This window comes from Bifidobacterium ramosum, assembly GCF_009299505.1.
In the GTDB taxonomy this organism is placed as follows: domain Bacteria; phylum Actinomycetota; class Actinomycetes; order Actinomycetales; family Bifidobacteriaceae; genus Bifidobacterium; species Bifidobacterium ramosum.
Window position 1 is genome coordinate 39,777 of the sequence record NZ_WBSM01000001.1, and the last position, 14,400, is coordinate 54,176.

Consider the following 14,400-nt stretch of genomic DNA (forward strand, 5'->3'; position numbering starts at 1 on the left):
CCATGCCGCTGTACCGCGACGAGGCCGTCGTGCTGCGCACCGCCAAACTCGGCGAGGCCGACCGCATCATCACCATGCTCACACGCGGCCACGGCAAGATCCGCGCCGTCGCCAAAGGCGCACGCAAGGTCAAATCCCGCTTCGGCGGACGGCTCGAACCGTTCATGCGCGTCGACGTGCTCATCGCCACCGGCCGCTCGCTCGACGTCATCTCCCAGGCCGACTCCATCGCCGCGTACGCCGCGCCGATCAGCGCCGACTACGAGTCGTACGTCGCCGCCAACGTCATCGTCGAAACCGTCGACAAGCTCGTCGCCTCAGAACACGAACGCGTACCCGCGCAATACCAGCTGCTCATCGGGGCGTTGCACGCACTCGCCAAACGTGCGCACGCGCCGGCCGCGATCGGCGACTCCTACGTGATGCGTGCGCTCGCCCTGGCCGGATGGCTGCCGCGGCTGGCCAGCTGCGTGGTGTGCGGTGATCCGGTGGGGGCGCCGGCGTATCTGTCCGTGGCATCGGGCGGCGTGATGTGTGCGGCCGACCATACGCCGGACTCGCATCGGGTCGAGCCGGTGGTGCTGCGGCAGTTCGCGGCATTGGCGCGGGGCGACTGGGAGGTGCTGGATGCGGGTGGCGCGGGTGCTGGGAGCGCGGCTGCGGGGACGGCTGCGGCGGGAACCGCGGGGGCTGCGGCAGTCGGCGATGAGACCGTGCTGCTGCCGGACACACGCCGCTTGGTGGAGGAGTGGAGCGAGTATTACATGGAACGGCCGATTCGTTCACTGCGCTTGCTAGATTAGCGCTTATGGCTTTTGAGAACGTCGACTACACGTCGCTGGACATTCCGGCGGCGCCTTTTTCCGACCCGTCCATCATCCCCGATTTCCCGAAGAACAAGGTGCCCCGCCATGTGGGCGTGATCATGGACGGCAACGGCCGCTGGGCCAAGCAGCGCGGCATGATCCGCACCAACGGGCATCAGGCCGCCGAACCGGTGGTGTTCGACACGATCGCCGGCGCGATCGAGGCGGGCGTGCGCTACCTGTCGCTGTACACGTTCTCGACCGAGAACTGGAAGCGTTCCCCGCAGGAAGTGCGTTTTTTGATGGGTTTCTCGCGTGAGATCATCCACCGCCGCGTGGCGCAGATGGACGAGTGGGGCGTGCGCGTGCGCTGGTCCGGCCGCCGTCCGAAGCTGTGGAAGTCGGTGATCGACGAGCTCGAGGTGGCGCAGGAGCGCACCAAGAACAACAAGGTCATTGACGTGGTGTTCTGCATCAACTACGGCGGCCGCGCCGAGATCGCGGACGCATGCGCGGCGATCGCCCGCGAGGTGCGCGACGGCCGCATTTCCGGCGACCGCGTGACCGAGAAGATGATCGCCGACCATCTCTACCTGCCCGACGTGCCCGACTGCGATCTGGTGATCCGCACGTCCGGCGAGCAGCGGACCAGCAACTTCCTGCCGTGGCAGGCCGCCTACGCCGAACTCGACTTCGTGCCCGAGCTGTTCCCGGATTGCGGGCGCGAGGTGCTGTGGCGGTCTATCGACCACTATGTGCACCGCGACCGGCGGTTCGGTGGGGTGACCAAGTAGCGTCCGTCGGTTCCCGGGATTCGGCGTGGCCATCCCGGGAACCAGGAACCGCACAATAACGAACAAAGGCCGGAATCACAGTGGCGTGATTCCGGCCTTTTGCATGTTCATATAAACAAAGCCCGGTTCCCGGGATTTCTTGCGGAGAATCCCGGGAACCAGAACGGGCGAGCTTACTCCAGTCCGATGGACTTCAGGTGATGGATCTTCAGCGCATCCACCTTCAGCGATCCGGACTCGGCCACCAGCTTGACGGCGCGCGGGCCCTCGGACGCGTAGGAGTAGGAGCTGAGCACCTGATGACCGTGGTTCACGTACACCTCGACCGAACCGCGGTCCACGAATACGCGCAGCTCCAGCTTGCCGGTCAGCTCGTCCACGTCGAGCGGCGCGGCGCGGTAGCCGCGGTCGCCGTTGCGCATCGCGCCACGGTCGACCACCACGCGGCCGATCTGCTCGTCGAAGCCGATCGCCGTGTAGGCGCCATCCTCGGTCGCATGCACGCGCAATCCGGCGCGCTCGGCGGTGGAGACATCCAAGTCGATCGTCATCTCGATCTCCACGGCCTCGGCATCGTCCAGCAGCACGCGCTCACCGTCCTGCTCCAGTTCGATCGTGCCGAAGTCGATCGTGTCCTCACGCAGGCCTTCGACCTCGGCAACCGGCGCGGTGTGGATGTCGCCGCAACGCGAGCCGAGCGTGATCTCGCGGGGGAGTGTGAGTTGGCCGCACCAGCCGTCGTCCTCCATCGGGATCGGCTGGATGAACGGGCTCATCCAGCCGTACATGATCTGCCGGCCGTCGCGGCCCGGCGTCTCGGTGTCGCCGGCGGCCGTGTTGAACGACTGCGGCGCGTAGAAGTTGTGGCCGCAGTCCCACAGGTGGAACTCGGTCTCCGGCACGAACGCCTCGCCCGGTGTCCACGAGCCGATCTGGTAGCCGGCGGCCGACGTGCTGTGGCTGTCGAAGCCGTGCTTCTTCGCGCCCATCGCCGAGTAGCCGATAACCCACTTCTCATTGCCTTCCGCGTCGCGGATCGGGAAGAAGTCGGGGCACTCGAGCATGAACACGTCCGGGTCCGGATGCTGGAACAAGACGGTCTCGAACGTCCAGTCGACCATGTCGCTGGAGGAGTACAGCCACATCTGGCCGCGCTGCTCGGCGGAAGAAACGCCGAATGTCATCCACCACTTGCCGGCGGTCTTCCAGACCTTCGGATCACGGAAGTGCCAGTGCACCTTGTCGCGCGGGCAGTCGACCACCATGCCGCGCTTGGTGACGTGCGTGAGCGTGTCGTCGTCCGGCTCGGCGAGCATCTGCACCTGCCATTCGCCGCCGGTGTTGTCCACGCCGTTGGCCCAGCGGTGACCGGTGTAGAAGAACTTGACCTTGCCGTCGTCGCCAATGACCGCGCCGCCGGAGAACACGCCGTTCTTCTCCTGCTCGAGGCTCGGAGCGAACGCGATCGGCTCGCGGCGCCAGGTCACCATATCGGCGGAGGAGACGTGGCCCCAGTGCATCGGGCCCCACTGGGTGCCGTACGGGTGCAGCTGGTAGAAGACGTGCCAGCGGCCTTGGTAGTAGCACAGGCCGTTCGGGTCGTTGATCCAGCCGCCGTTCGAGGCGATGTGGAACTTCGGGTACCAGCGGTCGTTGCGGGTGGCGGCGAGCTTGGCGACGCCGGCTTCGGCCTTGGCGAGTTCGGCGTCGTGATCGGCGATCGGCGTGAGGATGGGGGATGCGCTCATCGTTGAGTTCCTTTCTGATGATGTTCGGCGGTCCGTGGCGGTTGCCGTGGCGGGAGGCCGGTGACGTGGACGGACGTTGCGGGGTGTGGGTTATGGAAGATGGTGCCCGGAGCGACAAAAGGGGAAACGCTGCCGGGCACCACGGTGGTGTCGGTTCGTGCGGCGGGGCCGGATGGGTGATGGACGAGCCGCACGAACCAAGGGGAGGAAGATCAGGCCTTGGCCGCTTCCATCTGGCGCAGCTGCTTGTCGGTGTAGAACGGGTCGCCGCCGACGTCCTGATCGTCCTTCTTGATGACGAAGAAGCCGTAGATGAGCGAGGCGAGCACGATCGCGGAGATGATCCAGAAGGTGATGCGGATGCCCATGTCGTTGGCCGGCATGAGCTCCTTCATGTAGCCGTGGAATGCGCCCAGCGGGGTGGAGAAGATGATCTGGCCGACCTGCGAGGCGATCTGGAAGCCGACCATGTACAGCGTGGCCGACAGCTTGGTGTCGAAGTGCAGGGTGAAGTAGCGGAACGCCGGCAGGCAGAACAGCGGCACCTCGATGGAGTGGAACAGCTTGACGATCGAGACGGTGACCGGATCATGGAACACGCCGCATAGGCCGATGCGGGCGAACATGACGAACGCGCCGAGCAGCAGGGAGTTGCGCACGCCGATCTTCTTCATGATGATCGGCACGACGCCCATCATCGCGGACTCGAGGAAGACCTGGAAGCTGTTCAGGGTGCCGTAGGTGGCGTTGCCGATGGCCTTGGTCGGGAACAGGGAGGCGTAGTACTGCGGGAACATCTGCTGATCGAACACGACGTAGAAGGTGTTGGTGAACAGCATGAAGACGATGAGCACCCACAGGGTCGGCATGCCGAGCACGCTCACCATCTCCTTGAGAGACGGGTTGGTCGGCGCGGCGTTCGGATCGGCCTCCTTGCGGAGCTCCTCCTTCTGCTCGGCCGGCACCCAGAAGGCATAGACACCCAGCATGACCAGACCGCAGATGGAGCCGACCCAGAAGTTGATCAGCGGGTTGATGTTGAACAGGAAGCCGGCGCACAGGGCCACGATCGCGTAGCCGAAGGAACCCCAGGCACGGGACTGGCCGTATTCGAAGTTGAAGTGGCGGGAGTAGCGTTCGGTGACGGCCTCGAACAGCGAGCAGGCGGCCATGAAGCCGGCCGACAGCACGACGGAGCCGATGAACGCGCCGATCCAGCGGGTCGCGCCGCCGGCGGAGATCATCGGGTGATAGACGAACTGGACGAACGGGCCGACGAGCGCGGCGATCACGGAGATCACGATGACCAGGTTGCGCTTGATGCCGAGCTGGTCCTGGATGACGCCGTAGACGAACATGATGATCATGGTCGCCGCGGAGTTGATGGTGTAGATGAGGCCGGCCTCGCCGTCGGTCAGACCGATCGACTCGAGCCAGATGCGGAAGAAGGACCACCAGATGCCCCATGCGCAGAAGAACATGAAGATGCCGAACGAGCTTTGCAGGTAGGAAGGATTCTTCCATGCCGCGGTTTTGCCTGCTGCCATTGCATTCCCTTTTCTCTCACGGCCGCTGCCATGCGACCGTTGTTTGATATTGGTTGGTTGTAAGGGGGTTCCGCTCCGGGCTGCTGCGCCCTTGCGTGGAATCGTGGTTTCAGTATAAAGCGTCAAACGATTTACGTCAAACGATTTAAGTACCTGTCGGCGTGTCGCGTAAATCGTTTGACGCGTCAGATCGGAAGCGTGGCGGTTTTCGCTCGCTGGGACATGCCCCAGCGAGCGAAAACCGCCACGCGGATGCGTGTGCGCTCGGTGCCGGACACGCACGTTTGTGGTCAGACGAGCGTGTCGTCCGGCGCGTCGCCGCGCACCGACTCCTTCTCGATGAGCGTGCAGTGGATCTTCGCCGGCACCGGCGCGTCGATCGGCGGCATCACGGCCGTCGTATCCGGCGCCGCGAACCCGCTCAGATCGCGTCCCGGCTCGATCAACGACACCAGCTTCAACGCCGCCCAGTAGCCCATTTCGTAATGCGGCAGCTCGACCGTCGTCAACTGCGGCGACAACGTCTCCGCCAGCACGCGGTGGTTGTCCACGCCGACCACCGATACATCGCGGCCGATCGTCAGTCCGCGCCGCGCCGCGCACTCGTACACGTACCAGGCGCGCGCGTCGTTGAAGCAGAACACGCCGTCCGGTCGTGCGCGATCGAACAGGTCGCTCACCGCACGCAACGCCGGACCGTTGTTGAGCACGTTCGCCACCAGCGTCTCGTCGTACGCGAAACCCGCGTCCTCGAGCGCGCGCCGATAGCCGTCCATCCGTCCGTTCTGCGCGATCAACGGCTCCGAACAGCCGACGTACGCGATGCGTGCGCAGCCGGCGTCGATCAGCCGGCGCGTCGCATCGTAGGCGATGCGGAACTCGTCGGGTTCGACGCTGGGGTACCTGCCGTCACGATCGGTCGCGTCGACCAACACCAGTGGATAGTCCTTGAGCTCATCGGGCACGTCGACGTACCGGTTCGACATCTTCGCATACATGAACCCGTCCACGCCGTACCGTTTGAGCGTGGCGATCTCGTCGGACTCGTTCGATGCGCCGTCCGTGTTCACCGTGAGCAGCATGTAGCCGAGCTGGCTCGCCGCGTCCTGCGCACCGAGGATGATGCCGCCCGCGTACGGCGTGGTGGCGACCTCCTCGCTGATAAATCCGAGGATGCGCGTCTTGCCGGTGCGCAGCGAACGGGCCAGCGGGTTCGACTGGTAGCCGAGTTGCTGCGCCGTATCGCGCACCCGGGCGGCGATCTCCGCCTTCACGCGCCCCTCGTCGCGGTGGTTGAGCACCAGCGACACCGTGGACACCGACACCCCTGTCTGCTCCGCGATTTCCTTCATCGTCGTCATACGTCAAACGATACACCCTGCGTGCCGTTGCGTAACGGACATACGGCCGCAACACGCACGCGGATCGGCTGCATGTCCGTTACGGGGGCATGGAAGGCGGGGCGTGCCGGTACTCTGGAACACTATGGCCGGGATGATTCTGAAGGAAGACGTGGAAAAGGTGCGCGCACGGGCGGACCTGTACGACATCGTGTCCGCGAGCGTGACGCTGAAAGCCTCCGGCACGGGCACGTACGTCGGCCTGTGCCCGTTCCATGACGAAAAATCCCCGAGCTTCAACGTCCGCCCGGCGCTCGGCGTCTGGCACTGCTTCGGCTGCGGCCTTGGCGGCGACGTGTTCAAATTCGTCGAACAGCAGGAGAACATCGATTTCCGCGAAGCCGTCGAACTGCTCGCCGACCGCTACCACATCGAACTGCATTACGAAAACGGCTCCAAACAGAACGAACACGCCGGCTCCAAACGCGCCCGCCTGCTCGAGGCGAACGAGGAGGCGCAGCGTTTCTTCGTCTCGCAGATCCTCACCAAGGAGGCGCTGCCCGCGCGCAAGCTGCTCGGCGGCCGCAACTTTAGCCAAGCCGACTGCGAACGGTTCGGCTGCGGCTACGCGCCGCAGGGCTGGGACAATCTCGTGCGGCATCTTGCCGGCAAGGGCTTCACGCAGCAGGAGATGCTTGACGCCGGCCTCGCGCGTCGCGGCCAGCGCGGCATCTACGACTACTTCCGCGGCCGCGTCACCTGGCCGATCCGCGATTCGACCGGCCGCACGCTCGGCTTCGGCGCGCGCAAGCTGTATGAGGACGACCAGATCAGCGCGAAGTACATCAACACGCCCGACACGGCGCTCTACCGCAAAACGCAGGTGCTGTACGGCATCGACATCGCCAAGTCTGCGATCGTGAAAAAACGCCAGGTCGTGATCGTCGAGGGCTACACCGACGTCATGGCCATGCATCTGGCCGGCATCGACACGGCCGTGGCGACCTGCGGCACCGCGTTCGGCGCGGAGCACGCGAAGATCGTACGCCGATTGATCGCCGACGACTCGCTCGGCGCGGTGCAGCTCGTCGGTCCGCTCAAGGTCGACGGGCAGTCGCTCAGCTCGCGCATCGTGTTCACGTTCGACGGCGACGCGGCCGGGCAGAAGGCCGCACTGCACGCGTTCGGCCTCGACTCGGCGTTCCTGTCGCAGACATTCGTGGCCGTGGCCGACGACAACCTTGACCCGTGCGACCTGCGGATCGAACGCGGCAACGAGGCGGTACGCGCGCTCATCGCCGGCGCGAAGCCGCTGTACGACTTCGTCATCGACGCGGCGATCAACCGATTCGACACCACGTACACGACCGGGCAGATGGGCGCGGTCAAGGCCGCCGCGCCGCTCATCGCGCAGATCCGAGACCGGTCGCTGCTTGACATTTACACGCGCAAGGCAACGCGTCGCATCGGCGTTGATCTGGACATCATGCAACGTGAGGTGCGCGACGCGCGACGGCAGCTGCACGTGCGCGACGACGACGCGTACGCCCCGAAACGACGGTCCGGCGGCTTCGGCGGCGGCGTGGGCGCCGGCGACGGATTCGGTGAGACGAACGGCGGCGCCGGGTTCGCCGGACGCGACCGATCCGGCGGCGACCCGTACGCGAACCCGGCCGCCCGCAAGACGCTCGAACGGCGCGACGCGGCAGACCAGACGTACTATCGGATCGACGATGCGGTGTTCATCTGCGAGCAGCAGTTCATGGCCACGCTGATCCAGGTGCCGCGCGCGATCGATCCGTCCATGTTCGCGTCGCTGTCGCTGTCGAACTTCATGACGCCGGTGTTCCGGTCGCTGTTCCAGACGATCGCCGCGGCCGGCGGACTGCCGGACACGACCACGCCGCAGGGCCTGTGGATGCACAACCTCGCGAAGGCCGGCGGGCCGCTGCTTGACCCGGTGGTCAACGAGCTGGCCGTGATGCCGCTGCCGCTGCCGCCGAGCGACGCCGATCTGCGCGCCAGCGACGGGGGAGCGGCCGGCGACGGCGACGCGAACGGTGCGGCGGCGCAGCTGCGGCCGGCGTCACCCGCCGAGCAGCAGTACGCCGCCGAACTAACGGCGAAGCTGCTGGACATGGGTTTCATGCGGCGCATCGGCGCGGTGCGCCGGCGCATGGCGCAGCTGCCGGACGGCGAGGAGAAGATCGGACTGCTGGGTGAGATCACCCGTATGGAGGCCGCCCGCAAGGACCTGCAGTCGCAGATCTTCGGCAACAACGTCGGCTGACGCGTGCGGCGTCGCTCCCCGCGGTCCCTGTTTTCATCCTCTCCTCTCGACCTCCCCTTCCTAACGGACATACAGCCGATTTACCTATGCGAATCGGCTGTATGTCCGTTGAGGTGATTGGGTGGTGAGGTGGGAAGTCGGTGCGCTGTTATGTCTGCGTGCCGCTGTGTCTATACGTTGTCTTGCCTGCCTCTCGTCCGTCTCGCACTTTGTTCTGCTCGCCCTGGTTCTGGTTCCACCCTTTAACGGACATACAGCCGATTGAGGTGGGTGAATCGGCTGTATGTCCGTTAGGAGGGGGCTTGCAGTCGCGAAAGCTATCCGTCGCGGGAGCGATCCGCGGGCAAGTCCGGGGAAGACTGATGATACAGACGTGAGAGACGGGCGGATGTGTATGGCACGTGAATTTTGGCTACGTTGCGGTGACATCTTGGTGGCGGCGATGGCCGTCGTGCGGTCGCGGCCATAGGCTGAAAGCATGAAGCAGTGGCGTGACGACGGCAGGATTGAGATGGATTCGGGCTCGCAGATGATGGCCTCGATGGAATCCACGGTGAGTATGCCGGAACCGGTGGGGTTCCCGGGACCCACTGCGATTCCCCGTCCCCTGCGGCATCCTTTCGGCGGCATGCGCGACCGTGTACGCGGCCATGTACGAGATCGGCTGTCGTCATCCGCCCGTCGGCTCCGCCCGGAACGGGACAAGGCGTCGCGGGCGGCCCACGTCCGTGCTCCGTTCCCGTGGTGGGCGTACGTGATCGCGTTCGTGTTGTTCGCCTCCGCCGCCGTGCTCATGCTGCAGTGGAGCGTGATGATCGCGCGCAGCCGCACCACGCCGTGGGAGTTCGTCGCCAAGATGTTCGGCATCGGGCCGGACGGGACGACGGTGCAGTTCGGCCAGTTCCAGTTCCTGCTCAACCTGCTCGTGATCGGCGCGGTCTATGCGGTGCTCGTATTCGCGATCAACCGGTTCTGGATCGCCAGCGGGCTTATGGTCACGGTGGCCGGCGTCATCGCCGTGCTCGAGCGCATGAAGGTGCTCGTCCGCTCCGAAACGATCCGGCCCACCGACATCACGCTGATGGCCAGCGGCGGCGCGGGCGGCATGGGCGACACCGTCACCAACACGCCGGCCGGTTCCGTCGAGGCGATCGTCCAGATGACGGTCACGGTGGCGGTACTGCTCGCGGTTTGCGTCACCGCTGCGGTCTTCGACGGCCGTCGCTCGCTGATCGTCACGCCGCGTCGGTTCATCGGCCGTGTCCGCCGCGGCCTCGCCGCCGTGATCTGCGCCGCGATGCTCGTCGCGTTCGCCGCCGACCTTGGCACCACCGGATCATGGGCGAACTCGTTCGCCGCCGGCTTCGGCGACAAGGCGAAACTGTGGGACTCCATCGAAGACGCGCAGTCCAACGGCGTCGCGGTCGGTTTCCTGCGCCTCACGCGCCCCAAGGTCATGGACCGTCCGGCGAACTACAGCGAGGCGACCATGCGCAAGGTCGCACAACGGTACGCCGCGCAGGCCGCCGCGATCAACCGCACGCGCACCACGAACCTCACCGACGGCACGGTCGTCATGATCCTGTCCGAATCGTTCTCCGACCCGACACGCGTGCCCGGCATCACGCTCAACGACGACCCCATGCCGTACATCCGGTCGCTCAAAAAGACCACCACATCCGGGCTCATGCTGTCGTCCGGCTACGGCGGCGGTACCGCGAACCTCGAATTCCAGGCGCTCACCGGGTTGAGCATGACCAACTTCGACGCGTCGCTGTCGAGCCCGTATCAGCAGCTCGTGCCGCAGATGACCTGGTCGCCCTCGTTCAACCAGATCTGGAACGCGGACGGCGACACCAGCCAGGCCGTCCACCCGTACAATCCCGCGCTGTACTCGCGCGCCACGAACTACCGCAAGTTCGGCTTCGCGAACTTCTACTCACAGAACGATCCGCTCATCGCCGACCATGCGACGCGCATCGACCGGTCGCACTACATCAGCGACGAAACGTCGTACGACAGCGTGCTCAAGCTCATCGACGCCGCGTCCGACAGCACGTCGAACCATGCTGCGGACGGCAAATCCGGCAGCCAGTTCATCCAACTGGTCACCATGCAGAACCACATGGGCTACGAGAACTGGTACGACCACAACCAGTTCACGGCCAGCTCCACGACCGGTACACCGCTTTCGGCCGACGAACGCACGCACATCGATACGTACGCCAAGGGCATGAGCTACACCGACCAATACACGAAGGCGTTCCTTTCCAAGCTCGACGCGATGAGCAAGCCGGTCACCGTGATCTTCTACGGTGACCATCTGCCGAGCATCTACAAGCACGCCAGCGCCGACGACCGCAACTCGATCCCGCTGCACGAGACCGACTATTTCATCTGGTCGAACAGGGCCGCGCGCGAGGCGACGCGCAAGACGGAAATCGCGGGTGTGGAGCATGCGGATGCGTCGGCTTCCGATTCGGACGCCGACGAGAACGCATACACATCGCCGAACTATCTCATGGCGCAGACCGCCGCGCATCTGAACGCGCGCGTCTCGCCGTACCTCGCGTTCCTGACGGCCATGCACCGAGCCGTACCGGCGATGGAACCGCCCGTGGTCAACGTGACGCAGGGCTGGACGCGTATCCCCGAAGGCACGCCGCTGTATCTCGATGCGGACGGCAAACAGATTGATGTCAGCCGTGCGTCGGCCGCGACCAAACGGCTGCTTGACGACTACCGGCTCATCCAGTACGACATCACCGCCGGCGACGGGTATCTGCGTGGGCTTGGATTCATGGACGTGCCCGAACAATAGTCGTCACACATTACAATATTAACGACAAACGATAAATTCGGCGTATACTGGAAGCGTAGGCACCGCAATCGATGACAAGGAGGTCATCATGGTCACGCAGCCCGTATCCACGACGCAATCCGCAACCCGATCCGCAACCCGGCAGACCAAGTCGGACATGCTGCTCGACCGCGCGGGCGGCGCGGCCGTCGTCATCGCGCGCATCGCGGCGGTCATCCTCGCGTTCCTCGCGGTCATCCAGCTCGTCATCACCATCATGTTCCTGGTCGACGGCCGTTCGTTTGCACCCGACGCCACGTCAGGCTACGCCGTATCGATGGACGCGGGCATCGGCACCGCGATCATCACCGGTCACTTCCTCGACAGCGACATCCGGCTCGTCAATTGGACGAACGATGCGATCAACGCGCCGGCCGTCGTGCTCGTCAGCCTCGAACGCACCGCGATCCTCACGCTGTTCGCGCTCGTGTTCGGCGAACTCGCCGCATTGCTCGCGAATCTGCGCGACTGGCTGCGCGACCGTGTGCGGTACGCCGACGCCGAAGCCGGCACACCCTCGCCGTTCCGCACCGTGCCGATCGAACGGCTCGACCGCGTTGGCTGGTACCTCATCACAGCTCCGGTCTCAGCGCTCGTCGTCACCGGTGTGTGCGCCCTGCTCGGCTGCGCGGTTTCGGTGACCGGCGGCTCGTCCACGGCCATCCTCGTCATGCTCGGCATCCTCGCGTTCATGTTCGCGCGGGTGTTCGGCTATGGCGCCGCACTGCAACACGACGTGGACGGGCTGCTGTGATCGCGGCGATGATCGTGGTGATGGACGCGGCGAGGGGAGCGCGGCGATGAGCGGGCGGATCGTGCTGCGGCTCGACCGGATGATGGTCGAGCGCGGGCGTTCGCTGAACTGGCTGGCCGATCGGGTAGGCATCACGAACGTGAACCTGTCGAAGATCAAGAACAACCGCGTTTCGGCCATTCGGTTCAGCACGCTCGCCGCGATCTGCGAGGCGCTTGACTGCCAACCCGGCGACATCCTCGCATACGAGGCGGATGGCGAGGAAGGCGATGGTCGGGAAGACGGATGACGGTCGGAAAGGCAGCGGTCGGGCATTGTCTGCGTGACGGTGACGTGCGCGATTGGTATGACGATGCCCGTCGTTCCTCCTGTCCGGTTCCCTTAACGGACATACAGCCGATTACGGTGGGCGAATCGGCTGTATGTCCGTTAAGAGAGAGGGAGGGACGGAGCGAGAGTGTGGGCGAGACGAAGCCAGGGCGTGGCGTGAATTGGCTGGGTCAGAAAACCGTCGATTGGTCTGGTCCAAATTGGACTGGTACGGTTGCGCGATCGGCGTGCGTCTGATAATGGGCGAGACGATATCGAACACTCTCGAACGCAAGGGGACAATATGACGCAGAACCGTGCCGAACTCAACCGCAACCTCGCCCAGATGCTCAAGGGCGGCGTGATCATGGACGTGACCACGCCCGAACAGGCCAAGATCGCGCAGGACGCCGGCGCGTGCGCTGTCATGGCGCTCGAACGCATCCCGGCCGACATTCGCGCGGCCGGCGGCGTCTCGCGCATGTCCGACCCGGCCATGATCAAGGGCATCCAAGCCGCCGTGTCCATCCCGGTCATGGCCAAGGTGCGCATCGGCCACATCGCCGAAGCGCGCATCCTGCAGGCCATCGACATCGACTACATCGACGAATCCGAAGTCCTCTCGCCGGCCGACGACGTGTACCACATCGACAAGAACCAGTTCGACGTGCCGTTCGTATGCGGCGCGAAGAACCTCGGCGAGGCGCTGCGCCGCATCGCCGAAGGCGCCGCCATGATCCGCACCAAGGGCGAGCCCGGCACCGGCGACGTCATCCAGGCCGTGCGTCACATGCGCACCATGACCAAGCAGATCCACGAACTGACCGCACTGCGCGACGACGAGGTGTACGAGGCCGCCAAGCAGCTCGCCGTCCCGTACGACCTCGCCAAGTACGTGCACGACAACGGCCGTCTGCCCGTCGTCAACTTCGCCGCCGGCGGCGTCGCCACCCCGGCCGACGCGGCGCTCATGATGGAGCTCGGCGCGGAAGGCGTGTTCGTCGGATCCGGCATCTTCAAGTCCGGAGACCCGGCCAAGCGCGCCGCCGCCATCGTGCAGGCCACCGCGAACTGGCAGGACGCCGACCTGCTCGCCAAACTGTCCGAAAACCTCGGCGAGGCGATGGTCGGCATCAACGAGGACGAGATCCAGACCATCATGGCCGCACGCGGCGAGTGACTCCGCATCCGTTCCGCTGACTCGATCGGAGGTTCATTTATGGTCGTAGCCGTCCAATACATCTCCAAAGAGGAATCCGACGACGCCGAAACCGCGAAACACGGCGTAACCGGTATCCTCGCCGTGCAGGGCGCATTCGCCGAACACGCGGCCGTACTCGACAAGCTCGGCGCGCCGTGGAAGCTGCTGCGCGCCGCCAGCGACTTCGATGCATCGATCGACCGCGTGATCCTGCCCGGCGGCGAATCCACCACCCAGGGCAAGCTGCTGCGTTCGACCGGTCTGTTCGCGCCGATCGCCGAACACATCGCCGCCGGCAAACCGGTGTTCGGCACCTGCGCCGGCATGATCCTGCTCGCGAGCCGCTTGGATAACGATCCGAACGTGTATTTCGGCGCGCTCGACGCGACCGTCCGTCGCAACGCGTACGGACGCCAGCTTGGTTCGTTCGCCGCCACCGCCGACTTCGGCCGGCCCGGCGATGCGGACTACCTGCCCGATCTGCCGCTCGTGTTCATCCGCGGGCCGTACGTCGTCTCGGTCGGGCCGAAGGCCGACGTGAAGACCACGGTCGACGGACATCCGGTCGCGCTGCGGCAGGGCAACATCCTTGCCACCGCGTTCCACCCGGAGCTCACCGGCGACACGCGCCTGCACGAGCTGTTCCTGTCGTTGTAGGTGCGGCTGATGCGGTTCGTCTCCCGTCCCGCGTGGCGGAAAACGCTCGCTGAGGCACGTCTCAGCGAGCGTTTTCCGCCACGAAGAGGTAGGG

11 protein-coding genes are annotated in these 14,400 nt (G+C 65.2%); 8 read left to right on the forward strand and 3 right to left on the reverse strand.

What is annotated here, in order from left to right:
• The first annotated feature begins 2 nt into the window (after positions 1-2).
• Positions 3-803, forward strand: coding sequence for a DNA repair protein RecO (gene recO, locus DSM100688_RS00160; RefSeq protein WP_152357174.1), 801 nt, complete (start codon positions 3-5; stop codon positions 801-803).
• 5 nt (positions 804-808) lie between these two features.
• Positions 809-1,600 (forward strand): isoprenyl transferase, encoded by a 792-nt coding sequence (locus DSM100688_RS00165; protein ID WP_152357175.1) that lies wholly within the window; start codon positions 809-811, stop codon positions 1,598-1,600.
• A 173-nt stretch (positions 1,601-1,773) separates the two neighbouring features.
• Here the strand turns inward: DSM100688_RS00165 and DSM100688_RS00170 are convergent, their stop codons facing one another.
• The 3 genes from DSM100688_RS00170 to DSM100688_RS00180 form a co-directional block, all read right to left on the reverse strand.
• Entirely contained in the window at positions 1,774-3,348 is a 1,575-nt protein-coding gene (locus DSM100688_RS00170) for a glycoside hydrolase family 32 protein (protein ID WP_152357176.1), read from the reverse strand.
• Positions 3,349-3,560: 212 nt separating this feature from the next.
• Positions 3,561-4,895: an MFS transporter gene (locus DSM100688_RS00175; protein ID WP_152357177.1), complete on the reverse strand. Its 1,335-nt coding sequence runs from the start codon at positions 4,893-4,895 to the stop codon at positions 3,561-3,563.
• Between the two features lie 290 nt (positions 4,896-5,185).
• Positions 5,186-6,256, reverse strand: coding sequence for a LacI family DNA-binding transcriptional regulator (locus DSM100688_RS00180; protein ID WP_152357178.1), 1,071 nt, complete (start codon positions 6,254-6,256; stop codon positions 5,186-5,188).
• A gap of 124 nt (positions 6,257-6,380) precedes the next feature.
• Between DSM100688_RS00180 and dnaG the strand changes: the two genes are divergently transcribed.
• The 6 genes from dnaG (at position 6,381) to pdxT (ending at position 14,306) form a co-directional block, all read left to right on the forward strand.
• The gene (gene dnaG, locus DSM100688_RS00185) at positions 6,381-8,525 is read left to right on the forward strand and encodes a DNA primase (protein WP_152357179.1); all 2,145 of its coding nucleotides are present in this window, start codon (positions 6,381-6,383) and stop codon (positions 8,523-8,525) included.
• Between the two features lie 478 nt (positions 8,526-9,003).
• Positions 9,004-11,346 carry an LTA synthase family protein gene (locus DSM100688_RS00190; RefSeq protein ID WP_239519265.1) on the forward strand — a complete coding sequence of 781 codons (2,343 nt, stop codon included), beginning with the start codon at positions 9,004-9,006 and terminating at the stop codon, positions 11,344-11,346.
• An 88-nt stretch (positions 11,347-11,434) separates the two neighbouring features.
• Complete coding sequence (locus DSM100688_RS00195) at positions 11,435-12,139, forward strand: hypothetical protein (RefSeq protein ID WP_152357180.1); 705 nt, start codon at positions 11,435-11,437, stop codon at positions 12,137-12,139.
• Between the two features lie 46 nt (positions 12,140-12,185).
• Complete coding sequence (locus DSM100688_RS00200) at positions 12,186-12,428, forward strand: helix-turn-helix domain-containing protein (RefSeq protein ID WP_152357181.1); 243 nt, start codon at positions 12,186-12,188, stop codon at positions 12,426-12,428.
• A 324-nt stretch (positions 12,429-12,752) separates the two neighbouring features.
• The gene (pdxS, locus tag DSM100688_RS00205; protein WP_152357182.1) at positions 12,753-13,628 is read left to right on the forward strand and encodes a pyridoxal 5'-phosphate synthase lyase subunit PdxS; all 876 of its coding nucleotides are present in this window, start codon (positions 12,753-12,755) and stop codon (positions 13,626-13,628) included.
• A 39-nt stretch (positions 13,629-13,667) separates the two neighbouring features.
• Positions 13,668-14,306 carry a pyridoxal 5'-phosphate synthase glutaminase subunit PdxT gene (pdxT, locus tag DSM100688_RS00210; protein ID WP_152357183.1) on the forward strand — a complete coding sequence of 213 codons (639 nt, stop codon included), beginning with the start codon at positions 13,668-13,670 and terminating at the stop codon, positions 14,304-14,306.
• Positions 14,307-14,400: the final 94 nt, after the last annotated feature.